26 protein-coding genes are annotated in these 25,367 nt (G+C 67.0%); 14 read left to right on the top strand and 12 right to left on the bottom strand.

Translation table 11 applies throughout. From position 1 onward, the window contains the following. Positions 1–87 precede the first annotated feature (87 nt). Together ACODSL_RS07665 and ACODSL_RS07660 are read right to left on the bottom strand one after the other, a co-directional pair. The gene (locus tag ACODSL_RS07665) at positions 88–1,461 is read right to left on the bottom strand and encodes a glutamate--cysteine ligase (protein ID WP_488900072.1); all 1,374 of its coding nucleotides are present in this window, start codon (positions 1,459–1,461) and stop codon (positions 88–90) included. Positions 1,462–1,588: 127 nt separating this feature from the next. After that, positions 1,589–2,308: a 16S rRNA (uracil(1498)-N(3))-methyltransferase gene (locus ACODSL_RS07660; RefSeq protein WP_488900071.1), complete on the bottom strand. Its 720-nt coding sequence runs from the start codon at positions 2,306–2,308 to the stop codon at positions 1,589–1,591. 47 nt (positions 2,309–2,355) lie between these two features. Between ACODSL_RS07660 and ppk2 the strand changes: the two genes are divergently transcribed. Continuing rightward, positions 2,356–3,114 (top strand): polyphosphate kinase 2, encoded by a 759-nt coding sequence (ppk2, locus tag ACODSL_RS07655; protein ID WP_488900070.1) that lies wholly within the window; start codon positions 2,356–2,358, stop codon positions 3,112–3,114. On the opposite strand, the gene ACODSL_RS07650 is transcribed toward ppk2, so the two are convergent. Next, the gene (locus tag ACODSL_RS07650) at positions 3,111–3,998 is read right to left on the bottom strand and encodes a sulfotransferase domain-containing protein (RefSeq protein WP_488900069.1); all 888 of its coding nucleotides are present in this window, start codon (positions 3,996–3,998) and stop codon (positions 3,111–3,113) included. The two genes, ppk2 and ACODSL_RS07650, sit on opposite strands and share 4 nt — an antisense overlap. 99 nt (positions 3,999–4,097) lie before the next feature. On the opposite strand from ACODSL_RS07650, the gene ACODSL_RS07645 reads away from it, so the two are divergent. The 3 genes from ACODSL_RS07645 to ACODSL_RS07635 all read left to right on the top strand — a co-directional run bounded on the left by ACODSL_RS07645 (position 4,098) and on the right by ACODSL_RS07635 (position 7,101). Beyond that, a complete protein-coding gene (locus ACODSL_RS07645; RefSeq protein WP_488900068.1) occupies positions 4,098–5,081 on the top strand; it encodes an aldo/keto reductase in 984 nt (327 codons plus the stop codon). After that, a complete protein-coding gene (locus ACODSL_RS07640) occupies positions 5,078–6,286 on the top strand; it encodes a winged helix-turn-helix domain-containing protein (protein ID WP_488900067.1) in 1,209 nt (402 codons plus the stop codon). The genes ACODSL_RS07645 and ACODSL_RS07640 overlap by 4 nt, the downstream gene beginning before the upstream one ends. A 110-nt stretch (positions 6,287–6,396) precedes the next feature. Continuing rightward, the gene (locus ACODSL_RS07635; protein WP_488900066.1) at positions 6,397–7,101 is read left to right on the top strand and encodes a murein L,D-transpeptidase catalytic domain-containing protein; all 705 of its coding nucleotides are present in this window, start codon (positions 6,397–6,399) and stop codon (positions 7,099–7,101) included. A 127-nt stretch (positions 7,102–7,228) separates the two neighbouring features. On the opposite strand, the gene ACODSL_RS07630 is transcribed toward ACODSL_RS07635, so the two are convergent. The 3 genes from ACODSL_RS07630 to ACODSL_RS07620 all read right to left on the bottom strand — a co-directional run bounded on the left by ACODSL_RS07630 (position 7,229) and on the right by ACODSL_RS07620 (position 11,649). After that, positions 7,229–8,731: a S10 family peptidase gene (locus ACODSL_RS07630; protein WP_488900065.1), complete on the bottom strand. Its 1,503-nt coding sequence runs from the start codon at positions 8,729–8,731 to the stop codon at positions 7,229–7,231. Between the two features lie 243 nt (positions 8,732–8,974). Continuing rightward, complete coding sequence (locus ACODSL_RS07625; RefSeq protein WP_488900064.1) at positions 8,975–10,762, bottom strand: ABC transporter ATP-binding protein; 1,788 nt, start codon at positions 10,760–10,762, stop codon at positions 8,975–8,977. Between the two features lie 95 nt (positions 10,763–10,857). Continuing rightward, complete coding sequence (locus tag ACODSL_RS07620) at positions 10,858–11,649, bottom strand: hypothetical protein (RefSeq protein WP_488900063.1); 792 nt, start codon at positions 11,647–11,649, stop codon at positions 10,858–10,860. A 231-nt stretch (positions 11,650–11,880) separates the two neighbouring features. Here ACODSL_RS07620 and ubiA point away from each other — a divergent pair, with 231 nt between their 5' ends. Continuing rightward, a complete protein-coding gene (gene ubiA, locus ACODSL_RS07615; RefSeq protein WP_488900062.1) occupies positions 11,881–12,810 on the top strand; it encodes a 4-hydroxybenzoate octaprenyltransferase in 930 nt (309 codons plus the stop codon). Here the strand turns inward: ubiA and ACODSL_RS07610 are convergent. Together ACODSL_RS07610 and ACODSL_RS07605 are read right to left on the bottom strand one after the other, a co-directional pair. Then, positions 12,807–13,607 (bottom strand): CPBP family intramembrane glutamic endopeptidase, encoded by an 801-nt coding sequence (locus tag ACODSL_RS07610; protein WP_488900061.1) that lies wholly within the window; start codon positions 13,605–13,607, stop codon positions 12,807–12,809. The genes ubiA and ACODSL_RS07610 overlap by 4 nt on opposite strands. A gap of 2 nt (positions 13,608–13,609) precedes the next feature. After that, positions 13,610–13,960, bottom strand: coding sequence for a lysozyme inhibitor LprI family protein (locus ACODSL_RS07605; protein WP_488900060.1), 351 nt, complete (start codon positions 13,958–13,960; stop codon positions 13,610–13,612). A gap of 69 nt (positions 13,961–14,029) precedes the next feature. On the opposite strand from ACODSL_RS07605, the gene ACODSL_RS07600 reads away from it, so the two are divergent. After that, complete coding sequence (locus tag ACODSL_RS07600) at positions 14,030–14,998, top strand: fatty acid desaturase family protein (protein WP_488900059.1); 969 nt, start codon at positions 14,030–14,032, stop codon at positions 14,996–14,998. 105 nt (positions 14,999–15,103) lie between these two features. Here ACODSL_RS07600 and ACODSL_RS07595 read toward each other — a convergent pair whose 3' ends face one another. Then, on the bottom strand, positions 15,104–15,562 hold the full coding sequence (locus ACODSL_RS07595; RefSeq protein WP_488900058.1) for a hypothetical protein: 459 nt from the start codon (positions 15,560–15,562) through the stop codon (positions 15,104–15,106). Between the two features lie 460 nt (positions 15,563–16,022). On the opposite strand from ACODSL_RS07595, the gene ACODSL_RS07590 reads away from it, so the two are divergent. From ACODSL_RS07590 to ACODSL_RS07580, 3 genes are all read left to right on the top strand, one after another. Next, positions 16,023–16,310, top strand: coding sequence for a hypothetical protein (locus ACODSL_RS07590; protein WP_488900057.1), 288 nt, complete (start codon positions 16,023–16,025; stop codon positions 16,308–16,310). Next, entirely contained in the window at positions 16,301–16,867 is a 567-nt protein-coding gene (locus tag ACODSL_RS07585; protein ID WP_488900056.1) for a hypothetical protein, read from the top strand. The genes ACODSL_RS07590 and ACODSL_RS07585 overlap by 10 nt, the downstream gene beginning before the upstream one ends. Positions 16,868–16,968: 101 nt before the next feature. Continuing rightward, positions 16,969–17,553: a recombinase family protein gene (locus tag ACODSL_RS07580; protein WP_488900055.1), complete on the top strand. Its 585-nt coding sequence runs from the start codon at positions 16,969–16,971 to the stop codon at positions 17,551–17,553. A gap of 141 nt (positions 17,554–17,694) precedes the next feature. On the opposite strand, the gene ACODSL_RS07575 is transcribed toward ACODSL_RS07580, so the two are convergent. From ACODSL_RS07575 to ACODSL_RS07565, 3 genes are all read right to left on the bottom strand, one after another. Further along, complete coding sequence (locus tag ACODSL_RS07575) at positions 17,695–18,486, bottom strand: 2-keto-4-pentenoate hydratase (protein ID WP_488900054.1); 792 nt, start codon at positions 18,484–18,486, stop codon at positions 17,695–17,697. Further along, positions 18,479–19,252: an HpcH/HpaI aldolase family protein gene (locus tag ACODSL_RS07570; protein ID WP_488900053.1), complete on the bottom strand. Its 774-nt coding sequence runs from the start codon at positions 19,250–19,252 to the stop codon at positions 18,479–18,481. Before ACODSL_RS07570 ends, ACODSL_RS07575 begins: the two co-directional genes overlap by 8 nt. Before the next feature lie 114 nt (positions 19,253–19,366). Continuing rightward, the gene (locus ACODSL_RS07565; protein ID WP_488900052.1) at positions 19,367–19,996 is read right to left on the bottom strand and encodes a TetR/AcrR family transcriptional regulator; all 630 of its coding nucleotides are present in this window, start codon (positions 19,994–19,996) and stop codon (positions 19,367–19,369) included. 253 nt (positions 19,997–20,249) lie between these two features. On the opposite strand from ACODSL_RS07565, the gene ACODSL_RS07560 reads away from it, so the two are divergent. The 5 genes from ACODSL_RS07560 to ACODSL_RS07540 are packed head-to-tail and all read left to right on the top strand — an operon-like array spanning position 20,250 to position 25,318. Continuing rightward, on the top strand, positions 20,250–21,722 hold the full coding sequence (locus ACODSL_RS07560) for an aldehyde dehydrogenase (RefSeq protein WP_488900051.1): 1,473 nt from the start codon (positions 20,250–20,252) through the stop codon (positions 21,720–21,722). Position 21,723: 1 nt separating this feature from the next. Next, positions 21,724–22,626: a VOC family protein gene (locus ACODSL_RS07555; RefSeq protein ID WP_488900050.1), complete on the top strand. Its 903-nt coding sequence runs from the start codon at positions 21,724–21,726 to the stop codon at positions 22,624–22,626. Positions 22,627–22,676: 50 nt separating this feature from the next. After that, positions 22,677–23,189 (top strand): flavin reductase family protein, encoded by a 513-nt coding sequence (locus tag ACODSL_RS07550; protein WP_488900049.1) that lies wholly within the window; start codon positions 22,677–22,679, stop codon positions 23,187–23,189. A 25-nt stretch (positions 23,190–23,214) separates the two neighbouring features. Then, a complete protein-coding gene (locus ACODSL_RS07545) occupies positions 23,215–24,057 on the top strand; it encodes a fumarylacetoacetate hydrolase family protein (protein WP_488900048.1) in 843 nt (280 codons plus the stop codon). 10 nt (positions 24,058–24,067) lie between these two features. Then, on the top strand, positions 24,068–25,318 hold the full coding sequence (locus ACODSL_RS07540) for a cytochrome P450 (protein WP_488900047.1): 1,251 nt from the start codon (positions 24,068–24,070) through the stop codon (positions 25,316–25,318). Positions 25,319–25,367 lie beyond the last annotated feature (49 nt).

The following is a 25,367-nucleotide window of genomic DNA, read 5'->3' as shown; positions in this document are numbered from 1 at the left end:
CAGGGATCCTCGGGACAAGCCCGAGGATGACGGTTGGGTGTTGCGAGCCGATGGGGGCACGCCCTGAAGTGCATGTTCCCAGGCGCTCTAGTAGGCGCAGTCCACGAAGATCCGGCTGATGTCGCCGTTCCACTCGCCGTGGAACTTCTCCAGCAGGCGTTCGGCCGGCGTCAGGCCGCTGTCGGCGATGGCTTCCAGCTCGCCCAGATAGGTCGTCTCGTCGATGAAGCCCCCGTCCAGCCGGGCGCGGCGTTTCAGGCCTTCCTTGCTGATCGCGATCATATCCTTCGCCACGTCCTGCACCGTGCGGCCGGCGACCACGGCCTTCAGGCCCAGGCGGTTCACGTCGCGACGGACGTTCTCGCGGTCTTCCGGGGTCCAGTGCTTGCACAGGTCCCAGGCCGCCGCGAGCGCGGCGCTGTCATAGAAGATGCCGGTCCACAGGGCAGGCAGGGCGCACAGCCGACTCCAGGGGCCGCCGTCGGCGCCGCGCATCTCCAGATAGGTCTTGAGCCGGACTTCCGGGAAGATGGTGCTGGTGTGGTCGACCCAGTCCTTCAGCGTCGCGCGATCGCCGGGCAGAGCGTCCAGCTTGCCGTCGATGAAGTCGCGGAACGACTTGCCGGCGACGTCGACGTACAGACCTTTCCGCTTGGCGAAGTACATCGGCACGTCGAGGGCGTAACGCGCATAGCGCTCGAAATCGAAGCCGTCCTCGAACACGAAGTTCAGCATGCCGGTCCGGTCGGCGTCGGTGTCTGTCCAGACATTGGCGCGCGCGGAGAGGAACCCGTTGGGCTTGCCTTCGGTGAAGGGGGAGTTGGCGAACACGGCGGTCGCGATGGGTTGCAGCGCCAGACTGGTGCGGAACTTGGCGACCATGTCGGCTTCAGAGCTGAAGTCGAGGTTTGCCTGCACCGTGCAGGTGCGGAACATCATGTCCAGGCCCATGGACCCGACCAGCGGCATATAGCGCCGCATGATCACGTAGCGGCCCTTGGGCATGATCGCGGCGTCTTCGCGCCTGAGCGTCGGGTGGAAGCCCAGGCCCAGGAAGCCGATGCCGATCTCGTCCGCGACCTGCTTGACCTCGGCCAGGTGGCTGCCGGTCTCCTCGCAAATCTCGTGCATCGAGTTCAGCGGCGCGCCACTGAGTTCGAACTGGCCGCCGGGCTCAAGGCTGACGCTGGCGCCGTTGCGCTCCAGCGCGATCAGCGTCCGACCGCCATCGGCGCGGTCCTCGTAGACGCCTTCCCAGCCGAACCGCATCAGGCCCTTGAGCATCGCTTCGATGCCATTGGCGCCCGCGTATTCGACGGGCGTGTGGTCCTTGAGATGAAAGCCGAACTTCTCGTGCTCGGCGCCGACGCGCCATTCGCTCGCGGGTTTGCTGCCGGAGGCGAACCATCCGGTCAGGTCATCGAGTGTAAGGGGCCGGTCGTCACGGACGGTCGTGGCCATAGTTTGGTGCCTCCCCAGGCATTTTGCAGTGGTTAGGGAGGCCCCTTCCCCGACCGGGCGCGATCAATACGCTCAAGTGCAGGTGGGAGACAATCACGCTCGTCGCAAGGCTTCGTGACAGCGACTGTTACCGCCAGTCGCCAAGCGCCGCCTGCCACAAGGTCAGGGCGGCGATGGCGGCGGTGTCGGAGCGCAGGATTCTCGGGCCGAGCGAGACAGACGTGACGAAGGGCAGGGCGCGCAGCCGCTCGCCTTCTTCCGGGGCGAAGCCGCCTTCCGGCCCGATCAGGACTGCGCCCGGGCCGCCGGATGCAGCCCGCAGGGCCTCAAGCGCCGGCGGGACACCCCCGCCCTCGTCACAGAACATCAGCGTTCGGTCAGCCTCCCAGCCGTCCAGCATCCGGTCCAGCTTCTCCGGTGCGACGATCACCGGGACGTCCAGCCGGCCGGTCTGTTCGGCGGCCTCGATCGCGATAGCCTGCAGCCGGGCGACATTCGTATGGTCGGCGTTGGTCCGCCGCGTGATGGCCAGGCGAACGCGCCGCGCGCCGAGCTCGGCCGCCTTCTCGATGATCGTCTCCAGGCGGGCGCGCTTGACCAGGGCCACGACCAGATCGAGGTTCGGCCCGGTGGACTGGGCCCGCGTCCGCGCGCCGACGGTCAGGCGGCAGACGCGCTTGCCCGCCTCAACCAGCGTCGCGCGCCACTCGCCGTCCCGGCCATTGAACAGCAGCAATTCTGCCCCAACGGCCAGCCGCATGACGGCCGTCAGGTATCGGCCCTGCTCGGGTGACGGGCTGATATCGCCGCCGCCGGCGAGATCGTTGGGGACATACAGACGGATCATCCGGACTCTTCTAGCCGCGGACCGTGTTCCGGCGGTAGGGTCCGCGCATGGAAAACGACGCCTACGACGACGAACTGCGCGATCTGCAGATCGCCATGATCCGCACGCAGCAGCAGGCGATCAAGGACCGCTGGAAGATCCTGACGATCTTCGAGGGCCGCGACGCCGCCGGCAAGGACGGGGCTATCGCCCGGATCACCGGGCCGCTCGCCCGCCGGGAAACGCGTGTCGTGGCGCTGCCCAAGCCGTCCGACCGGGAGCGCACCCAGTGGTATCTCCAGCGCTACGTGGCGCACCTGCCTGCGGCTGGGGAGTTCGTGCTGTTCAACCGGTCCTGGTACAATCGCGCCGGGGTCGAGCCGGTCATGGGCTTCTGCACCGCCGCGGAACACGAGGAGTTCCTGCGCGAGATCCCCAATTTCGAGAAGATGCAGGTCGCCAGCGGCGTGAAGCTGCTGAAATTCTGGCTCGACATCAGCCCGGCGGAACAGGCCAAGCGCCTCAAGGCCCGCCGCACCGATCCGCTCAAGGTCTTCAAGACCAGCCCGCTTGACGATGTGGCTGAGGAAAAGTGGTCGGACTACACCACCGCCCGCGATGAGATGCTGCGCCGGACAGACTGCGACGAGGCGCCATGGGTCTGTGTTCGTGCCGATCACAAGAAGGCGGCCCGCCTGAACATCCTGCGCTGGATGCTGCACACGATCGCGCCCGAAAAGGTCGTCAAGGGCGTGAAGAAGCCGGACGGCGAGGTGATTTTCCGTTTCGACCCAGCCGCCCTGACGGACGGCCGCCTTCACGTCTAGGCCTGAAACCCTCTCGGCGCGCCGCAATAGCCATAGCCGAAGTCGTGCTTGAGGTTTCGGTCGAGGATGCCCTTCAGCAGCGCCTCGTCGGCGTCCGAAAAGGTCGCAGCCGGCACGCCGTCCACGCGCAATGGCTTTTCGTCGATCTCGGGATCCTGATGGTTCGCCATCACGTCCTTGGCGCCGGCCGCCGCACCGACGTCCAGCGATGCCGCGCCCAGGTCCAGTCCCAGATGCCGGGCGAGTTTTTCCAGCGCCGCGCGCCGGTCGGCCTGGAAGTCCTCGTAGCGGATCACCAGCGTCTCCTTCGGAAACCGGCTGGCCACCTCGCCCCAACGGTTGAGGAAGTGGATGTACCACCAGACATCGCAGACGTAGGCCTTGCCGGTCGGGTCGCCCGCGACATAGCGCGAGAAGGGGACGTCATAGGTCTTGCGATCCGTTCCCCGCCATTTTTCGTAGTTCGACACCATCACGTCGCGGATGTTCCGCACCACCACGCCGTATGGCGGAACGGGCGCCAGACCCCGCAGCCAGCCCCAGTCGAGCGCATAGGGCGGGATCGAGTGCGAGCTGGCGATTCGCGGCAGGGCGCCGTGAATGCGCTTGTGCTTGGGGTGGCCGATGATCTCGTTGGACGAGGAATTGTTGAAATAGCGCGGCGGCTCGACGCCGTAGCGGTGGGCGATCGCGTGGCTGAGCATCCACTTGATCCAGTGGGTGCCCGAGTGCTGGCCAGTGACCATGTAGCCCTGCCAGTCGCGATATTTCAGCAGCGCGCCGTTGGTGCTGTCGCGATTGATGCAGTGCAGGCGGAAGGCCCTGTCAGCAGCCTCGCCCCCGCGCTGGATTTCCGGCACGTCGCTTCTTGTCAAAGTCGTCAACGTCGTCACTCTCCCCCGTCAGCCTGATCAGGCCGCCCCCGGGGAGCGTTTATGCGACGGGAACCGGCGGCCTGTCACGACAGCCGCAAGGGAAGGCTCATGGAATACGTGCGACTCGGCAGGACCGGCCTCAAGGTCTCCCGCCTCTGCCTCGGCTGCATGACCTACGGCGCCAGCAGCTGGCGGCCGTGGGTGCTGGAGGAGGACGCGGCCCGGCCGTTCTTCAAGGCGGCCATCGAAGGCGGGATCAATTTCTTCGACACCGCCAACATGTACTCGCTCGGCCAGAGCGAGGTGGTCACCGGCAAGCTGCTCAAGGAATTCGCCGCGGGCCGGGACGAGGTGGTCATCGCCACCAAGGTCCATTTCCCGATGGGGCCGGGGCCCAACGACAAGGGCCTGTCACGCAAGCACATCATGAGTTCGATCGACGGCAGCCTGAAGCGGCTGGGCGTCGACCATGTCGACCTCTTCCAGATTCACCGCTTCGACTACGACACTCCGATCGAGGAGACGCTCGAGGCGCTGCATGACGTCGTGAAGGCCGGCAAGGCCCGCTACATCGGCGCCTCGTCAATGTACGCCTGGCAGTTCGCGAAGATGCTCAGCGTCAGCGCGCAGAACGGCTGGACGAAGTTCGTCTCGATGCAGCCGCAGTACAATCTCGTCTATCGCGAGGAAGAGCGGGAGATGCTGCCGCTCTGCAAGGCCGAGGGCATCGGGGTGATCCCCTGGTCGCCGCTGGCGCGCGGCTTCCTGGCCGGCGGCCGCGCGAAGGTCGGTGAGGGCAACACCGAACGCGCCCGCACCGACGAGTTCGCCCCGCGCCTCTACTATCAGGATGCCGACTTCGCCGTGGTCGAGGCGGTCGAAGCCATCGCCGGGGCGCGGGGGCTGTCGAACATGCAGGTCGCCCTGGCCTGGGTGCTGCGCAATCCGGCCATCACCGCCCCGATCATCGGGGCCTCGAAGCTGCATCACCTGACCGACGCCCTGTCGGCGCTGGACGTGGCGCTCGGCGGCGATGAGGTCGCCACGTTGGAGAAACCCTACAAACCCAAACCCGTGCTGGACCACGCGTGAAGGGCTTCGACCTCTCCCTCAAGCAGGCCCGCCGCATCGCCCTGACCGCCCAGGGTTTCGCCGAGTCGCGCCGCCACGACGCCCCGGGTAAACGCCATTTCGGCAAGGTCGCCGAGCGACTTGGCGTGATCCAGATCGACAGCGTCAACGTCCTGACGCGCACCCACTATCTGCCGGCCTTCTCGCGGCTGGGCGACTATCCGCAGGCGGTGCTGGAGGCCGAGGCCTGGGGCAAGAAGCGCACCCTGTTCGAGTACTGGGGCCACGAGGCGTCGCTGCTGCCGCTGGAGATGCAGCCGCTGTTCCGCTGGCGCATGGCCCGCGCCGAGGCCGGCGAGACCTGGGGTGGGCTGGCGCGCTTCGGCCGCGAGCGCCGCGACTACATCGACAATATCCTCGCCGAGATCGAGCAGCGCGGCCCGGTTACCGGCGGCGACTTCGCCACCGGCCCGCGCGGCCAGCCCGGCTGGTGGTCCTGGTCGGAAGGCAAGCGCGCGCTCGAGTGGCTGTTCTGGACCGGTTACCTGACCACGGCGACCCGGCGCGGGTTCGAGCGGGTCTATGATCTCACCGAACGAGCCCTGCCCGCGGCGGTCATGAACCTGCCGACGCCCGACGAGCCCGACGCGCTGCGCGACCTCGTCCTGCGCTCGGCGAAGGCCATGGGCGTGGCGACTGAGGCCGACCTGCGCGACTACTACCGCCTGCCGCTCGACGGCGCCCGCCGGGCGGTGCGCGAGCTGGTCGAGGCCGGCGCCCTGACGCCGGTCAGGGTCCAGGGCTGGGACAAGCCCGCCTACCTGCATCCGGACGCCAGACCGAAGCGGATCAACGCCCACGCCCTGCTGTCGCCCTTTGACAATCTCATATGGTTTCGCGACCGCACCGAGCGGCTGTTCGGCCTGCGGGTCCGCCTGGAGATCTACACGCCGGCCGAGAAGCGGGTGCACGGCTACTACGTCCTGCCGTTCCTCGAGGGCGAGGCGATCACCGCGCGCGTCGATCTGAAAGCGGACCGGCAGGCGAAGGTGTTGCGCGTTCAGGCCGCCCATGCCGAGCCTGAAGCCGGACCGGAAACTCCGACGGCGCTCGCCGCCGAGCTGACGAGGATGGCCGGATGGCTCGGCCTTGAGGGGGTCGAGGTTGCCGGCAAGGGCGATCTGGCCGGCCGTTTGCAGTCAGCCCTTCAGGCGCCCGCGAACTGATCACTAGCGAGAAAGTGAGCGGGTGCGACACCGGGTCGGGTTCGCAACTGCGAGATGATGGGCTATCGACGCCCCTCGACCGCGCGGGGGCGCCAAGCGGAGTAGCCATCTTGAGAGAGCTGGATCCACGTCTGTCGCGACGCGGCCTTATTGTCGGACTGGCGGCGCTGACCGCGTCCTGCGCCACCTCGACGCCGAAACCCGCGCTGGTTTCGCAGACCTTCAATCCTGTTCCCGCCGCGCCTCCGCTCGCCGTTCCGCCGCCGCCTGCCGTGGCGCTCGGCCCGGAACTCGATCCCCAGGGCCTGATCCGACGTCCGCTGATGCACGCGGCGCTCGACGCCCTCAAGCGTCATCGCGGCAAGGTCGCCCATGAAGACCGGCTCTACATCGTCGATTTCCAGGCCCACTCCAGCAAGCCGCGGCTGTTCCGTCTCGACCTGACGACCGGCGAGGCGAAGGCCTATCATACGGCTCACGGCCGGGGCTCCGATCCGGCCCACACCGGCTACGCCGAACGCTTCTCCAACGTGCCGGACTCGAACGCCTCGTCGGTCGGCGCCTATCTGACCGTCGGTCAGGCCTGGGGCTCCAAGCACGGCCCGAACGTCCTGCTGGACGGGCTGGACCCGACCAATTCGGAAGTCCGCGACCGCGCGATCATCGTCCACGCGGCGGACTACTGCGAGCCGTCCTATCTGGCCGCCAATGGCAAGCTCGGCCGTTCGTTCGGCTGTTTCGCCGTCTCGCAGGCGGACCTGGGCGCCCTGCGCCCTGACATGGACGCCGGCCGCCTGCTGTTCGCAGGGGCCTGACTCAAGATCCTCCCCCATCGGGGGAGGTGGACCGGCGAAGCCGGGACGGAGGGGGTCACCCGAAATCTGAGCGGACCCCCTCAGTCGTCGCTACGCGCCGACAGCTCCCCCGATGGGGAGCAACTACCTAGGACGCCCCGTACATCGCCATGACGTCCCGCCGCATCGCGGCGCCGCTGTCGGGGCGGCTGTAGAACATGTGGCCGCCGGGATAGACCTTCAGCTGCACCCGGCCTGGATTGCCCATCGGCGGCAGCTGGTCGATGACGATCCGCGAGGAGAAATAGGGGCAGCTCAGGTCGTCGTATCCGTGAACGATCAGCACCTTCATCTTCGGATCGTTGGCCAGCGCCTTGCGGAAGGCGGACACCGCCTCGATCGTCGGCAGCTCGTCCTCCCAGGCCTCGTTCACCGCGTCGCTGAGGGCGTTGTAGCGGGCCTCAACCTTCCAGCCGACGACGCGGGTGACGAAGTCGACCATCGCGCTGGTCGTCGGCGCGATGAGGGCGTCGAGGATCGGGTCGCCGCTGCGCTGGCTGGGCGAGAAAGGGTAGGGGTCCCAGGCCGTGACGTTGGAGTCGTACCAGCTGCCGATGCGGCCCTCCTTGCGATAGAGCTCGCGCAGGAAGGCCCGGCTGTCGATCCGGCCGCCCATCTGGCGCACGACGGGCTCGTCGAGGCCGGTATAGGCCGTGACCCGCTTGATGATCCGTTCGAGCGCCGCCGGGTTGGTCCGGCCGGCCATGAAATCGGTCAGGAATTCGGTGCGGACATAGCCCTCGACCTCGGCCATCAGCTCCGGCGACAGGGTCTTGCCCTGGCGCTCGTAGTTCGCGGCTGTCATCGACGGCAGGGTGACGACCCAGGGCATCGGCGAGAAGTCGCCGCCCGACCAGCTGGTCCCGTCGAAGAAGGGCGAGACCAGAACCACGCCGTTGATGCCGACGCCGAGCTCGGTCTGCAGATAGTGGGTCAGGCGCGGGCCGCGGAATCCGCCGTAGCTCTCGCCGGTGATATACTTGGGCGAAGTCATGCGACCGTTCTTGAGCAGCCAGTCGTAGACGATGCGCGAGAGGTAGGCGATGTCCTGCTTGACGCCGAAGAAGGCCTTCTTGCTCTCCTCCGGCCTGGTCCGCGAGCGCGAAAAGCCGGTGCCGACGGGGTCGATGAACACCAGATCGGTGAAGTCCAACCAGGTGTAGGGATTGTCCTGCAGCACCGCTGAGTCCGACGGCGCGTCGCCCTGGGCCCCGAACTGCACCCGCTTGGGCCCGATGGCGCCGAGGTTCAGATAGACGCTGGCCGCCCCCGGCCCGCCGTTGAAAGCGAAGGTCACGGGGCGGGCCGGATTGCGCGGGCCGTCCAGCACGTAGGCCGTGAACACCACCTCGGCGGTGATCTTGCCCTTGTCGTCGCGCACCGGCAGCGAGCCGACCGTGACCGTGTAGTTCAGCGTCTTGCCGGCGACGTGGGTCACCTGCTTGACGGTCGCGTCGGCGGGGAACGGCGGCAGGTCGGCGTCAGGCGCCTTGCCGGCCGCGGCGTCGGCGGGCTTGTCCGCAGCCTGCGCCGCGCCCAGGGCGCCGAGCGCCAACGCGGCCGCCAGGCCCAGAACCGTCAGAACACGCATGGTGACTCCCCCCGAACGACATGTCGCCGGAAAGGGTATCGGGCCGGGGGGCGGGGGGAAAGTTACAACCGGTCAAGCTCTGTCCGCGTCCTTCCTCTCCCGGAGGGAGAGGTGGCCCGGCGGAGCCGGGTCGGAGAGGGAGGCGCGACGGCCGGAGATTTCGCGCGGGGTGATCCGCCACCGGCGTCTCCCTCTCCACCATGCTCCGCATGGTCCCCCTCTCCCTCCGGGAGAGGAAAGCGATCAAGCCGTCCCCTCGGCCACCGCCGCCAGCCGCGCATAGGCCCCGCCGCGCGCTTTCAGCTCGGCGTGCTTTCCTTCCTCGACGATCCGGCCCCGGTCGAACACCAGGATGCGGTCGGCATGGCGAATGGTCGACAGGCGGTGGGCGATCACGATCGTCGTCCGGCCGGCCATCAGTTCTTCCATCGCCGCCTGGACCGACAGTTCGGTCTCGACGTCCAGCGAGCTGGTCGCCTCGTCGAACACCAGGATCGGCGCGTCGGCCAGGAAGGCCCGGGCGATGGCCACACGCTGGCGCTCGCCGCCGCTCAGCTTGACGCCGCGCTCGCCGACCAGGGTGTCGTAGCCCTTCGGCAGCTTCGATATGAATTCGTCCGCTCGCGCGCGTTTCGCCGCCAGGCGGATCTCGTCCAGCGTCGCGTCGGGCCGGGCGTAGCCGATGTTCTCGGCGATGGTGCGGTGGAACAGGGCAGGGTCTTGCGGCACCACGGCGATGGCCCGCCGCAGCGCGCCCTGGGCGACGGCCGCGATATCCTGGCCGTCGATGCGGATGGCCCCGGCGTTCAGGGCGTAGAGCCGCTGGATCAGCTTGACGAACGTCGACTTGCCGGCGCCCGTTGGCCCGACCAGCGCCACTCGCTCGCCCGGGGCGATCCGCAGCGAGAAGGCGTCGTACAGCGGCGTGTCCGCGCTCTTGTAGCGGAATGTCACAGCGTCGAAGACGATCTCGCCCTCGGCGCCCTTGAAGACCTCCGGCTCGACAGGGTCGGCCACTTGGGGAGCCATTCGCGCGTAGTTGGCGACGTCCTCGACGTCATCGACCCCCTTCTGGAACATGCGCACGTTCTCGCCGATGTTCCGCAGATAGCCGTTCATCTGCATGAAGGTGGTGATGCCGAAGGCGATGTCGCCGGGGCTGGCCCGACCCTTCGTCCACAGCCAGACCAGCGTGCCGGTCATTACCGCCTGCAGGAGCATGGTCAGCAGGTTCTGGGTCAGCCAGATGTCCATGAACCGTCCCCAGGTCACCTGCACCGCGGCGCGCCATTCCGCGGTCAGCTCGGCGAACCGCGCCTCCTCCCGCGCTTCAGCGCCGAAGCTCTTCACCGTCGGATTGGAGCCGAGCGCGTCGGCCAGTGCGCCGCCTATGCGGGAGTCCAGGGCGTTGGAGCGCAGATTGGCCGGCCGGACGTAGACCTTCACCATCCAGAGGTTCAGCCACAGGAAGCTGAAGATCACGAAAAGGGCGGTTGCCCCGATCAGCGGCCACTGCAGCGCGATCAGCACCGACTGGCCGACCAGCAGCAGCAGGGCCGGGGCCAGCCACAGCACCACGGCGTCGGAGACTCCGTCATAGCCCCACATGGCGCGCGAGAGGCGTCGCACCGTGGCGCCGGCGAAGGTGTCGGCATGCCAGTCGGCCGAGAAGGACTGCACGCGCTGGAACCCCTCGTTGGTCATCTCCTCCATGTTCCGCGCGGCCAGCGGATTCCACATGCGGAAGGCGACGTTGCGCAGGAGCGAAAAACCAAGGAAGGCGCCGACGAACAGGGCCCAGGCGACCCACACGGTGCGGGACGGCGAGGCCGGTGGCGTGACGGCGTTGACCAGACCTCGCGCCGCCCAGGGCAACGCCAGCTCACAGCCCATCGCCGCCAGCATGCCCCCCACGGAGCCGAGCAGCAGCCATCGCCGCCGCAGCCAGAAGCCGGCGATGAAGGCCATGACCTGGCCGTTGGACAGCACCCGTCCCCGGGTGACCGCCTCGTCTTCGTATTGCTCGCTCATGGAAAGACCTGTGGGACGGTCTTAGTCCTGAACGGAGATCGGCGGGAGAGGTGCAGTTGGAATTTCCCGACCAGCGACGCCAACGCCACAACCGGTCAGGTCGGACGGGATAAGCCTCGAAGGTCGTAGAGTTTATCATAGATCGTGAGGAGACCGGGCTCCCGTGCAACGTCGCATTCGGCGAAGAGCCGGGTGAGAGCGCTATCGAGCCCGCTGGCATCCTTTCGCCGCATCGCATCGATGCATTGGTCTACCGCCCAGTAGACTTGCTCAGTCATACGCTCAAGCTCGTCGTATACCTCGATCAGCACCTCTCGCGCCCTTGAGGTCAGTTCGGGATTGGACAGTTCCTTCACGTGGAACCTGTCACGAAAGAACTTCAGACAGACTTCGATTTCGTGTAGCGGCGTGTCGTAGAAGCCCTTCGGCGTCCGATGTTTATCAAGTTTGACGGCGAAGTCGAAACGGGCGTCGTCGATCTTGATAATCAGATTGGCGAGGCGCTCGTGAAATTCCGACAGCTGCTTCTTGTAGAGATAGCGTTGGTCAAACCAGTCGCTCAGCTCTGAGAGAAGCCGCGCGCCGGCGACGATTCCGAGCAGTTCGAGCCAGAAGAACACCGCCCCTGCGAGCATGTTCTCGATCAGCCCTGGGTCGGTGAACCAATGCCCTGGCAAGATGTTTGGGTTTCGCCAAACGAAGACAATTCCAACGGTTAGCAGGAGGGCGATGGTCGCCGCGCTCACGCACATGAAGATGACCACACCCTGCATGACGGCGCGAACCGGGCGCCGATCTTCGGGGTGCTTTGTCCGTTGGCTTTTCTTGGCCTTGGACTCGTTGGTCACAAATGCGGGCGCGCGCACCTGTTCGACGCTTGTATCCAATTCGATGCCCCCCGGCGGTCACGCCCCAGCCTAGCCTGTGGCTTCACGTTCAGATTGCAAAGAGGTTCGCGTATTGCGGGTATCCGACAGGCCGAGCAACGATGCGCACCGCTCCCACGGCGACCAGCGTCGCGCCCAGGGCGTCGAGCGCGGCCCGGGCGGCGGTTGGGCAGCGGGCTCTCCATGGCGGCGACTATTGCGGGTTGCGCCGCTTTCCGCCACCAACACGCCATGACCTCCATCCTCCCCGACGCCGCGCCGACCAACTGGGTGGACCGGCACGCGCCGCCCGCGCTGCGGCCGTGGCTGAAGCTGGGGCGGTTTGACCGGCCGACCGGCATCTGGCTGCTGATGCTGCCGGGCTGGATGGGTCTGGCGCTCGCCGCCGCCATGCGCGGCAAGGCGCCGGATCTGGTGCTGCTGATCCTGTTCTTCCTCGGGGCCGCGCTGATGCGGGCGGCCGGCTGCGCCTACAACGACATCGTCGACCGCGACATCGACGCGAAGGTCGCCCGCACCGCCGGCCGGCCGATTCCGTCGGGCCAGATCAGCGTCAAGCAGGCCTGGGCCTTCGTCATCAGCTGCTGCCTCGTCAGCCTGCTGATCCTGCTGGCGATGAACTGGTGGACCATCGGCCTGGGCGTCGCGTCGCTGGCGCTGGTATCGGCCTATCCGTTCATGAAGCGGATCACCTGGTGGCCGCAGGCCTGGCTGGGCCTGACGTTCAACTGGGGGGCGCTGATGGGTTTTTCGGCCGTCGCCGGCGCACCGGGCTGGCCTGCCGTCCTCGTCTACGCCGGGCTCGTCTTCTGGACCCTCGGCTACGACACCATCTACGCGGTGCAGGATCTCGAGGACGACGCGCTGGCCGGGGTCAAGTCCTCGGCCCGGGCCCTGGGCGCCCAGGCGCCGCAGGCCGTGCTGCTGTTTTATGGGCTTTCATTCGCGCTCGTGCTGATCGGCGCCTGGATCGGTGGCCTCGGCCCGCTGTTCCTGCCGCCCGCGGCGCTGTTCGCCCTGCATCTGTCGCGGCAGGCGTCAAAGCTCGACGTCGCCGATCCGGCCGGTGCCCTGGCGCTGTTCAAGTCCAATACCTGGGCCGGCGTGATTCTCGTCGTGGCCCTGGCGGTCGGCGTCTGGAAGCCGGGCGGGATGTTCTAACGCCGACGTCCGGCCAGAGAGGCCGGGCCCCAGCCGAGGACCACGACCACCGCGATGACCGCCAGGATCAGAAAGGTCAGGAACGGATCGAAGTGCGACCCGTAGTTCGGGAACATGAACTCCGAAACGTTGGTCATCGCGTGGAAGACGGCCGCCACGAGAACGCTGCGGCCGGAGGCGGCGAACAGCCAGACCGTGATGACGCGCAAGGGAATCATCGCCGCCAGCTGCCATGCAGTCCAGGCGGCGTCGTGGCCGGTCTGGCTCATGGGAATGACATGCCAGACCACCCAGATCGCGCCGATCACCAGGGCGCCGCCAAGGGCGCTCAGGCGCGGGGTCAGCCGCTCGTAGAGAAAGCCCTGCCACCCGAGCTCCTCCCCCAGACCTGCGGCCAGGAACATCAGGAAGAACAGCGGCAGGCGCGCTAGTGGAAATACGGGATGGCTGATCGGCCCGTCCCGCAACAGGATCAGCCCGTACTCCAGCAGCATCGCCGCCGGCATCAGCAGCAGGGCGACCAGCCACCAGACAGGCGCGCGGACGCGCCCGCCATCAACGGCCCGCGCCAGCAGCGCGCGAACGCCCGCGGCGCCGGTTTGCCTCGCGGTCAGGATCAGGGCGGCGACCACCGGCATGAAGGCCATCAGGGCGCTGGGCGGCAGGCTGATGGGCATGGAGGCCGGAAGGAACCGGTCCGCGACCGCGCCGGCGAGCCAGAACGGCAGCGATAGCCCGAACAGCAACAGCAGAAACGACCGGACGGATCGATCCAGAGAGGGCGCGGCTCCGGTCACGCCTAAAATGGACCGTTCGGATAGACCCGGGTCTCGAGCACCTGGTTCAGCTGGCCGATGCGCGTCACGTAGGCCCGCGCGATGCAGGCCCGCCCCGCGCCGCAGGTATGGCGTTGCCGCAGCCAGGCGCCCTGATCGTCCATGATCGCGCCGCGCGTCCCCATCGGCACCAGATGGCGGACGATGTCGTAGAGCTGGGCCATGCGAACGTCCTGGTCGTTCAGGGCCCGGTCGGCGCAGATGGCCTTCTCGTCGGGCGCGCGGGCCTTGTTGCAGTCGAAGCTGGCGGCGCTGGCCGCTCCGGCGCCGAGGAAGCCGATCGCGAGAACCACGGCGAACAGGCGAACACGCATGGAAGAGCCTCCGGAAAGTGACGTTTGGTCATCCTACACATCCCGACGCCGAAGTGAGATAGTCGACCCATGGCCGTCGCAGCACGCGTAAAACCGAAGGACTTCTTCACCGACGAGGAGTGGGCGCCGCTGGCCGCTCGCTCGTCCTGGAAGGGCCTTTGGATGATCGCCCACGCCTGGCTGACCATCCTGGCGGCCGGCGCGATGTTCGTCGTCTGGCCCAACCCGCTGACCCTGGTCCTGGCGGTGATGATCATCGGCGGCCGGCAGCTCGGCCTGGCCATCCTCATGCACGACGGGGCCCACGGCTGCCTGCACCCGAACCAGAAGGTCAACGACTGGGTCGGCCACTGGCTCTGCGGCGCCCCGACCAACGGCGACCTTCGGCGCTACCGCGACTATCACCTGCAGCATCACAAGTTCGCCCAGCAGGACGAAGACCCGGATCTGGGCCTCTCCGCACCGTTCCCGATCACCCGCAACTCGCTGTGGCGCAAGGCGGTCCGCGACCTGACCGGCCAGACCTTCTACAAGCAGCGCATCCAGCCCAGCCTCGACGCGTTCAGGACCGGCGCCAAGAAGGGCATCCCGTTCCGCAAGACGCTAAAGGGCGTGCTGACCTTCTGGAAGCCGTTCCTGGTCTTCCACATCCCGCTGATCATCCTGTTGTCAGCGGTCGGCCTGTGGTGGGCCTGGCCGGTGTTGTGGCTGCTGCCGATGGCGACCTGGTATCCGCTGATCACCCGCCTGCGGAACATCGCCGAACACGCCTTGGTCGGAAAGGACCAGCCCGATCCCCTGCGCCATGCCCGCACCACGATCGCCGGACCCGTCGCCCGGCTTATGATGGCGCCCTACTACGTCAACTATCACTGCGAACATCACATGTTCATGCACGTATGCTGCTACAATTTGCCGAAACTGCATAGGCTGCTTGAACGGAAAGGCGTTCACGAAAGGATGCTGATTGAACGAGGCGGGTACGTGGCGGTGTTGAAGGAAGCTGCTGGCAAATCCGTGGCCTTGACGCTAGGGTAGCCGTATCGACCATTGGCGCAGGCCTGTTTACGAATGACGGTTCTTACTCCGGTGAGATGACGACGAGCGGCATCGCCGCCCGTCGCACTCGCTCTAGCGCAGTGGCTAGCCCTTCTTCTCCCGCGACTTGAACGCGTCCCCGCGCTCCTTCGCTGCCGCCGCGACGATGGCGTCGAACTCGCCAGCGACCACGGCCTGATCCAGCGTGTCGATGACGCCGGGCAGGGCGTCCAGCTTCTCGATCTCGACGGCGGTCATGCCCTTGGCCAGTTCCAGAGGCTTCGCGCCGTAGAGGAGCTGGAAGTAGGTCTTGCCGCCGTCACCGGCGAACCAGCCCTGGCGGACGATCTTGGGAACTTCGGCGCGGACGCGGTTGCCCGCTTCATCCTTGCGGTTGACCGTCCGGACAGCGGCGAACGGCTTGCCTTCCAGCGTCGCGGTGAGCAGCGCGCGCTGGTCGGCGAGGTAGCTGCGCAGCTTGGCGCGGCCACGTTCGGTGGGGTTGGCCGGCGCGGCGGCGGGCTTCACGGGGGCGGCAAGTTTCAGGGTCTTGAGGACCGACATGGGCAACTCCTTCGTTGGTTTCCGATGTCGTCGCTCTAATGCCGCTCTCCAGCCTTGCGACCGAAAAGGCGGTGGTCGCCAGACCAGAAAGTTCACCCGCACGCTATGGCGACGGTGCCGGCGACTTTGGCCGGTGGAGAACGCGTGCGGGCAATTCACTGACCCCCTGCGGCGCTCAGCAAGGGGCGAACAGGGCGTTCCTCTTTACAAGGCGCGGGAGGGGGGCGGCGCCCCTGTGTGAGCGTCTTTGGCCGAAGGGGCCATCTGACCGTCCGGCATAAATAGATGTGAACGAAGCCGGAGACCCAACATGCCGCACAATCCAACCGCGGGCCTTAGCCACCAGACTACATTACGCACCACACCGCCGACGGCTCACGCCGTCCGCAGGTCATACGGACGCAGCTCCCAACCCGTCATTCCCACTGACGAGGAAAGAGCTGCCCTTGTCGCCGGGAGGTTGGACCTGGCGCAGCCGAAGCATCAACGGACACGGCCGAAGGCCGTATCCGTTGGTGCGCAGGACTTCCGGGATGGCATTCAACGGGTTATCGCCGACTTCGACCCCCACCTCTTCATCACGCTCGCCTTAAACCGCCAGACCACCGTCAGTGCGGTGGAGGCCCAGTTGCGCAAATTCCATGCGCGGCTCGATGATGCTTGTCTCGGCGGACGCTGGCAGCAGTTCCCGGAAAAGCGATCCTGCACCTTCACGTGCTGGGGACATCTAGGCTCAGCATGGCCGTGATCCTTACCGCGCTTCAGCGTGCCGTCCGCACACACCTAAAGCTTCCTTCGTTCCGGATTACGTTCGACTCCGCGATGCCGAGTATCCTTACCCAGAATGGCAAGGCGATTGCCGGTGTCACGATGAACACCAAGCGCTTCAGCGTCACGACAGCGCCGTCGCCGAGCGGCGATGCACTCATAGGGAAGGCCTCCCCATATCCGTTCCGAAGCCAAATCGGAGACCGACTGACCATGGGCGATCTCTGCGTCCGCACGGATTACCGGAACGGAAACGCCTACGATGAGCTTTCCGGGATCATGCTCACGAACCATAACCTTGAGGGCCAGTTGGCCGCCATACGGAGCGCTAACGCCATTTTTGATCTCGAAAAGGAGGCCGCCTTCCATGCCCCTGAAGCGCTAGTTCGTGCAGTCGATGTCGTAAGGGACCTGTTTCGATACCCGGATCCGTTGGCTCATATCCGGCAGCATAGGAAGGTGCTCAGGGCCGTCCACGGCAGCTCCCAGTCGGACGATGAGGACAGTCCGACGCGCGAGGAAGAACGGTTCGCCTGATAGTGCCTCGCTTTCACCTTCTCACCGTCACCCAGCCTTCTCCGGTCGCCCGCAAGCCTCCTTGGCACTAGGCCGATGCCGAACAGCCAGGGAGGTGCGCTTTGAAAATCGGCTATGCGCGGGTCAGCACGCTCGACCAGGACTTTGAGACCCAGCGCGTGCGGCTGGAGGCAGCGGGGTGTTCGCCGATCAGGGCGGAGAAGGTCAGTGGCAAGTCACGCGAGGGGCGGGACGAACTTCGGTCCATTCTGGAGTTCATCCGGGAGGGCGACGAACTGGTAGTCGTTCGCCTCGACCGGCTCGGTCGTTCGACCCGCGACGTGCTGAACATCGTCCATGAACTAGACGAGCGCGGCGCCGGTCTCCGCGTCCTCGAACCTGAGATCACCACCGCAGGCGATGTCGGGCGGATCGTAGTCACTGTGCTGGGAATGGTCGCCGAACTGGAACGTCGCTTCCTGCGGGAACGGCAACAGGCCGGGATCAACGCGGCGAAGGCCAAGGGCGTCTACAAGGGCCGGCCCAAGAAGGTGAAGCCTGCGGAGATCGCCGCGCTGAGGGCCGAAGGGCTGGGGCCGACGGCCATCGCCAGGAAGATCGGCGTGACGCCGACGACTGTGCACAGAGAGCTGAAGCGGCTGGCGCAGGGCGCTGACGTTAAGGCTAACCCGGCCGCCACCGACTGACGAAAGTCCCAGACAACCCGTATGTCAGCCCCAGGCACTCACCCGGCCGGGCTGACGCTAGGGTGTACCCTTCTGCAGGCATCCGCAGGTGCAAGCGGAGCCGTGCGAGATCGACTTTCAGCTGACTTGCAACCGTAGTGATCACACGAACGACGTCGCCACATCGCCGAGGCCCTGGTCGAAGCGGCAGAGGATTTCGTCGCCGGCCTTGACCGGGAAGGCGCGGACGAAGGAGCCGGTCAGGATCACGTCGCCAGGCTGGAAGCTGACGCCGAACTCGCCGAGCTTGTTGGCCAACCAGGCCACGGCCGTGACCGGATTGCCCAGGACGGCCGAGGCCTCGCCTGTGTGTTCGACGACGCCGTTGCGCAGGATCTCGCCCTTCACGCGGCGGATGTCGATCGCGTCCAGCCGGCGCGGGTTGGCGCCCAGAACGGCTGCGCCGCAGGCGGCGAGGTCGGCGACGGTGTCGATGATGTTCATGCCCGGTGCGCGGGAGACCCGGAAGTCGACGATCTCGATGGCCGGAACGACGAAGTCGGTGGCCCGGATCACGTCCATCGGCAAGATGCCCGGGCCGGAGAGGGCGTCCTTCATCACGAAGGCGATCTCCATCTCGACCATCGGATCGAAGAAGCGCGCCATCGGCAGCGGCGTGGACTCCGGCAGGAACAGGTCATCGGTCATGGCGCTGAAGTCGGGCTCGGTCGCGCCGGACATCTCCTGCATGGCCTTGGACGTCAGGCCCACCTTGTAGCCCTTGATGCGCGCGCCGGCCGCGACCCGGCGGGCCACGAAGGCTTCCTGGATGCGGTAGGCGTCCTCGACCTCGATGCCGGGATAGCCCTTCGACAGCAAAGGCAGGCCCTGGCGGGTCTCATAGGTCCCGATCAGATCCTCGACGATCTTCGCGCGGGTGGCCTGATCAAGCATGGGTCTCTCCGGGAGCGGTGGCGCGGCGGACGGTGTCCAGGTCGGCGCGGGCGGCCATGGTCAGGGCGTTGATGTCAGTGACGACGGAGACCATCTGGAAGCCCTGCTTCAGCCGCAGCGGCGCGACCTTCGCGTTGGACAGGACGGCCGTGGCGACGCCGGCGGCCTTGGCGGCGGCGGCGACCCGGGCGATGGCCGCGTCGAATACTGGCTCGCCGTCATTGTCGCCCGGCGGCAGGCCGAGCGCGATCGACAGGTCGAACGGGCCGACGAACAGGGCGTCGACGCCGGGGGTGCGGGCGATCTCCTCGACCTCTTCCAGCGCCTGGGCGGTCTCGATCATCGGGATCACTGCCACCCGCGCGTTGGCGGTGGCGAAGTAGCCAGGTCCATCCCGCAGGCCGACCCGGACGGGGCCGAAGCTGCGGCTGCCGGCCGGCGGATAGAGGCAGGCGTCGACCGCGCGGCGGGCGTCGGCGGCGGACTGGATCATCGGGATGACGACGCCCAGCGCGCCGGCGTCCAGCACACGCCCGATGATGCCGGGATCATTCCAGGGGACCCTGACGATCGGGACGGCGTCGCTCAGGTCGACGGCGCGGATCATCGACAGCGCCATCTCGTAGTCCATGCAGCCGTGCTGCATGTCGATCAGCACCCAGTCGAAGCCGGCCTTGCCGAGCGCCTCGGCGGACATCGCGCCGGGCATCATGCACCAGGCGCCCAGGGTTGCTTCGCCGGCCGCCCAGCGGGTCTTGAGTGACAAGCCTGATCCTCCCCGTGTTCACAGCCCGCTCGCGAGCGGCGGCGCTTATGAAATGAGTGTCATCATAAATGACTAGGGTCAATATAGATCGGGCGGCCAGGTACGCCCGGACCCTCAGGCCGGGACGTTGATGGTGATCGCCAGGTGTTGCCGCAGGCGCGTCTGGAACTGCGCCGCCGTCGTCCGCCCGCCCATGCGACCGAGCAGATCCAGATAGTAGTTGGCGAACAGGTTCTCCGCGATCATCAAGGGCGGGGCCTCCTGGTGACACTTTCCGGCGGACCGCGCCCTGACCACCAGGTCGGCGAGACCGGCGAAAATCACATCGAGCAGCTCGGTGATGTTGGCGCTGCGCCCGATGACATCGGGGAACATCACTTCCTTCAGCAGCAGCCGGGCGATGTCCGGATCGCGCTCATGGTAGGCCAGCATGGACGAGAAGACCTGCATCAGCTGGTCCAGCAGCGGCGCATCCGGCTCCACGTTGGCGAACGCGACGCGAGCCGTTTCCAGCATCTCGTCGCTGAACACCAGAACAAGCAGGTCTTCCTTGGAGCGCGCGTAGAGGAACAGGGTGCCGGTGCCGATGTCGGCGGCCTCGGCGATCTGCTGGGTGGTCGTTTCGGCGAAGCCCCGATCGCGGAACAGCTGGCGGGCGGCCCCGACGATCCGCGCCAGCTTCTCCTGCTTGTTGCGCTCCCGCCGGCCGACGCGGGGCGCCGAGGCGTCCGGGGTGTCGCTCATGACGCTCTGCGCTTTCCGCTGTCCAGCCACCTGTTTCCGACCTCCGGCTCACGCTCGTCTGACCAACCCTTTCGGGCTTGCCGGTCCAAAGTCAATGCGGCCGGCGCGACCATTTCCCATCGCCGTGCCGAGCGGGGTTGACGGCGACGGACTCCTCTATAAACTGACTGTAGTCATAAATGAAGACCGTCAGTGTCGATCCGGCCTGACGCGAAGACGCAGCCGCAGAGCTGCGCGCCAGGGAGGACGAAGAGTGGCCAGCAACACAGCTACAGTCGCGGGCGTAGAGGTCTCGACCGATCACTGGATCGACGGACGCCGCGTCTCTTCGTCCGAGCGGTTTGAGAACCTGTCGCCGGTCGATGGCTCACACCTGGCGAACGTCGCGTCGGGCGGCAAGGCCGAGGCTGATCAGGCGGTCGACGCCGCGCGCCGGGCTTTCCCGGCCTGGGCGGCGCTCGGACCGGAGGGGCGGCTTCCCTACCTCAAGCGGTTCGCCGATGGCATCCGCGAGCGGGCCAAGGACCTCGCCGCCGTCGAGACCATGGACAATGGCTCGCTGCTGGCCGGCAATACGCACCGGGTGATCCCCCGCGCGGCCCAGAACATCGAGTTCTTCGCCGACTGGGCGTTGACCCTGCAGGACCACGTGATCGACTCCCCCGAGGTGGTCAACCACGTCCGCTACGACCCGTCCGGCGTCTCGGCGCTGGTGACGCCGTGGAACGCGCCGCTGATGCTGACCACCTGGAAGGTCGGCCCGGCGCTCGCCGCTGGCAACACGGTGGTGGTCAAGCCGCCGGAGTGGGCGCCGATGACCTGCTCGCTGATGGCCGACATCGCCCATGCCGCCGGCATTCCCGCCGGGGTGCTGAACGTGCTGCAGGGCATCGGCGAGACCGCCGGCGACGCCCTCGTCAACAATGCCGATCTCGACCGCATCAGCTTCACCGGCTCGACAGCGACGGCCAAGCTGATCGGTCAGGCCGCCGCCCGCTCGATCACCGCCATGAGCTCGGAACTGGGCGGCAAGTCGCCCTTCATCGTCTGCGCTGACGCCGATCTCGACGCCGCCGCCCAGACCGTCGCCGGCCAGTACATGAACGCCGGCCAGGTCTGCCTCGCGGGCACGAGGGTGCTGGTCGAGAAGTCGATCGAGCAGGTGTTCCTCGCCAAGGTGCGTGACGCCGCCGGCCACATGGTCGTGGGCGACCCGCGCGACGCGGCCACCCGCGTCGGCCCGCTGATCACCCGGGAACACTTCGACCGCGTCGCGGGCTTTGTGGCGCGGGCCAAGGCGGACGGCGCCGAGGCCCTGTGGGGCGGCTCGCCGGCCAACTTCGGCGACCTCTACTTCCAGCCGACCCTGTTCGCCAACGTCGACCCGGCGTCCGAGATCGCCCAGCAGGAGGTCTTCGGGCCGGTCCTGACCTGGCAGACCTTCGAGACCGACGACGAAGTGATCGCTGCGGCCAACGGCACCAAGTACGGCCTGGCCGGGGTGCTGTTCACCCAGAACGAGGCCCGCGCCATGCGCATCGCTTCCCAGGTCGTCGCCGGCACCCTGTGGGTCAACTGCTTCTTCATCCGTGATCTGGCGGCGCCCTTCGGCGGCAGCCGCAACTCCGGCATCGGCCGCGAGGGCGGGACCTGGAGCTTCGATTTCTACAGCGACATCAAGAACATCTCGGTCCGCAAGGGCTCCTTCTCAGGAAAGGCGGCGTAACATGGCTTCAGTCACCGAGCTTGGGTACCTGACCCTCGGCGTCAGCGATCTCGCCGCCTGGAAGGGCTTCGCCGCCAATGTCCTGGGTCTGGAGGTCGTCGAAACCGGCGCGCCGGACCGCTGCTGGCTGCGCATGGACTACTGGCATCACCGGATCACCCTGATCGAGGACGGTTCCGACGATCTGAAGGTCACTGGCCTGCGCGTCGCCGGCCAGGACGAGTTCATCGAAATGGCCGCTCAGCTGCGTGACGGAGGTGTTTCGGTCAGCGTCCTGTCCGAAGCCGAAGCGGTGGCGCGTGGGGTGCTCGCGGTCATGGCCCTGACCGATCCCAACGGCTACGCCGTGGAGATCTTCCACGGTCCGCTGGTGCAGTTCGACAAGCCCTTCCATCCGGGCCACCGCATGCATGGACCGTTCAAGACGGGTCTGGGCGGGCTTGGCCACGTGATGCAGTCGACGAAGGCCAGTCTGGAGGAGAACTACGCCTTCTACCGTCTCCTCGGGATGCGCGGCGGCATTGAATACAAGCTGGACGTTCCCGGCGCGCCGGGTCCGATCCCGCTGATGTTCATGCACTGCAACGAGCGTCAGCACACCTTCGCCTTCGCCGGTCCGGGTGAGAAGCGGGTCAACCACATCATGATGGAGGTGGAGCAGATGGCCGACGTCGGCCTGGCCCACGACCTCGTCAAACAGGCGGGCCTGCCGATCATCATCGAGCCGGGCAGCCACGCCAACGACCAGATGTTCTCGTTCTACTTCAAGAACCCGTCAGGCTTCCTGAGCGAGATCGGCTGGGGTGGCCGCCCGGCGGTGCATCAGTCGGAATACTACCAGCGCGACGCCTTCGGTCATGCGCCGGTCCCGGGGACCATGAAGGGCTTCATGGTCCCGGCCTGATTGGCAAGACGCGCCCGTGCGCGAGCCCGGGACCGCAGGAGGACTGCCTCATGACCGACCGCGATGGGCCTTTGTCAGGCCGTGAGGACCGCGCGCGCGAGTACCGGCACGCGCTGGGGCGATTTCCGACGGGCGTGGCCTTCGTGGCGGCCCGCACGCCGGACGGTGAGGCGGCGGGGTTGCTGATCAACTCCTTCACCTCGGTCTCGCTGACGCCGCCGATGGTGCTCTGGTGCCTCGGCTTGGCGGCGCGCAGCCGTCCGGTCTTTGCCGCCGCCCCGTCCTTCGCGGTCAGCATCCTGTCCGAAGACCAGCGGTCCCTGCTCGGCGATCTGGCCCGGCCCCTTGACCGGCGCCTGCAGGGCGTGCCGATCCGCGACGGTCTCGGCGGCGCGCCTGTCATCGAGAACGCCTCGGCCGTCTTTGAATGCACCATCGCGACCGTGACCCGGGCAGGAGACCACGAGGTCTACCTCGGCCAGGTCGAGCATTTCGAGCGCCGCGACGACACCCCGCTCGCCTACCTGGCGGGCCAGTACGGGCGCGTGCACGTCGCCGCCTGACCCTCAAGCCTTCTGGAGAAAAAGCATGTCCGTACTCACTGGCCCGCGCGAGGAATGGCGCCGCATCCTGTTCGAGGGCACGCCCACCTGGGTTCGGCCGGAGGGCGAGGTTCTGCGCCTCGGCGACGGCCGCACCACCTCGGAGGCGGAGGCCATCTATCTGCCGCCGTGCGATCCGACCAAGATCATCTGCATCCACCTGAACTACGAGTCCCGCCGGGTCGAGTTCCAGGCCCCGCCGCTGAAGACCCCGACCTACTTCCAGAAGCCGCTGACGACGCTCAACGCCCATCGCGGCAAGCTGAACCGGCCGGCGGACTGCCAGTATCTCAACTACGAGGGCGAGATCGCCGCCATCGTCGGCAAGCCGATGCGCAACGTCGGCCCGGACGAGGTCTGGGACTATCTCGCCGGGTTCGCGGTCGCCAATGACGTCGGCGCCCAGGATTTCCGCGACACGGACGCCGGCTCGATGCTGCGGGTGAAGGGGCAGGACGGCTTCTGCCCGATCGGTCCGGGCATCGTGCGGGGTGTCGACATCCGCGAGTCCACCGTGCGGACCTATATCAACGGCCAGGTCGTGCAGGACGGTCCGGTCAGCGAGATGACCTTCGACATCCCCTACATCATGGCCGACCTGTCACGGCACATCACCTTCCTGCCCGGTGACTTGGTCCTGACCGGCACCCCGGCCAACTCCCGGCCGATGCAGCCCGGCGACGTTGTCGAGGTTGAGGTGACCGGCATCGGCCGCCTCAGCAACACTGTCCAGGAGACGCCGGCGCCGACCCATCAGGTCGGTCACCAGCCAACCAACACCGAGGCAGTCTGGCGCGTGGCGCTCGGCCAGTTTCCGCCGCGCACCTGAGGCAAAGACCATGAAATCCTGGCCGGCAGACGCCAACATCCTGGACCCCGACATCTTCCCTTCGGAGCAGGGGCCGCCGCACGCCCTGTTCGACCTGTGGCGCGAGACCGACTCGGTGCACTGGAACCCGCCCACGGCGTCCTATGCGCCGGACATTCCCCACTCGGCGATGACCAAGGGGTTCTGGGTCCTGACCCGCTATCAGGATGTGTTTGACGTCTCGCGCGACCAGGAACGGTTCAGCTCCCATGACGAGGGGTTCGTCATCTGGGATCTGGATGAGGAAGAACTGCAGCGTCATCGCGCCAACTTCATGGGCATGGCGCCCGCCGACCACGCCCCGGTCAAACGGCTCCTGACGCCGGCCTTCTCGCCCAAGGCCCTCAAGGCGCTGGCGCCGGAGATTGAGCGGGTCGCCGGCCAGATCGTCGATGACATCGCCGGCCAGGGCCGCTGCGAGTTCGTCTTCGATGTCGCCTCGAAGCTGCCCGTCTATACCTTCTGCGAGTTGATGGGCATTCCCGAGGCGATGCGCGAGCGGGTGGTCGAGCTGGGCAACGCCATGGCCGATGTCGAGACCCACGGCGCCCATGATGTCGACCCGGCGCTGCACCTGTTCGCCCTGGCCCAGGACGTGGCCGAACAGAAGCGGCGAGAGCCGGACGGCTCGCTCATGAGCCTGATGGTTCACGACCAGACGCTCGGGCTGAACCCGATGAACATCAACATGTTCTTCGTCGTCTTCGCGGTCGCCGGGCATGAGACCACGCGCAGCACAGCGGCTCACTTCATCCAGCTGATGAACGCCCATCCCGAGCAATACGCGCTGCTCCGGAGCGACGTGGACGCGCATCTGGAAAACGCCATCGAGGAGGTGCTGCGCTTCAGCTCGACCACCACCAACTTCCGCCGGACGGCGACCGTCGACACGGAGATCGGCGGCCGCCCGGTCAGGAAGGGCGACAAGATTTACCTCTCCTACGCGGCGGCGAACCGGGACCCGGAGGTGTTCGCCGACCCCCACGTGTTCGACATCACCCGGCCCAACGCCCGCAAGCATCTCGCCTTCGGCACCGGCCCCCATGTCTGCATCGGCGCGGGCCTTGCCCGCATGGAACTCCACGCGCTGCTGAAGGCGCTGGTGACCCGCATGCCCGACCTGCGGCCCAGCGAGGAGCCCCAGTGGCTGCGGTCGATCTGGTTCAACGCCATCACCCGCCTGCCGGTCACCTTCACGCCGGAACCCGCCACCGCCGGCTGACACCGCAGAACCGTCCAAAGAGCAACGGGCGCGGCCAGGCGGCCACGCC

This window comes from Caulobacter sp. FG121 (genome assembly GCF_057809815.1).
The sequence above is the reverse complement of the archived record's forward strand: the minus strand, read 5'-3'. Positions and strand labels throughout refer to the sequence as shown.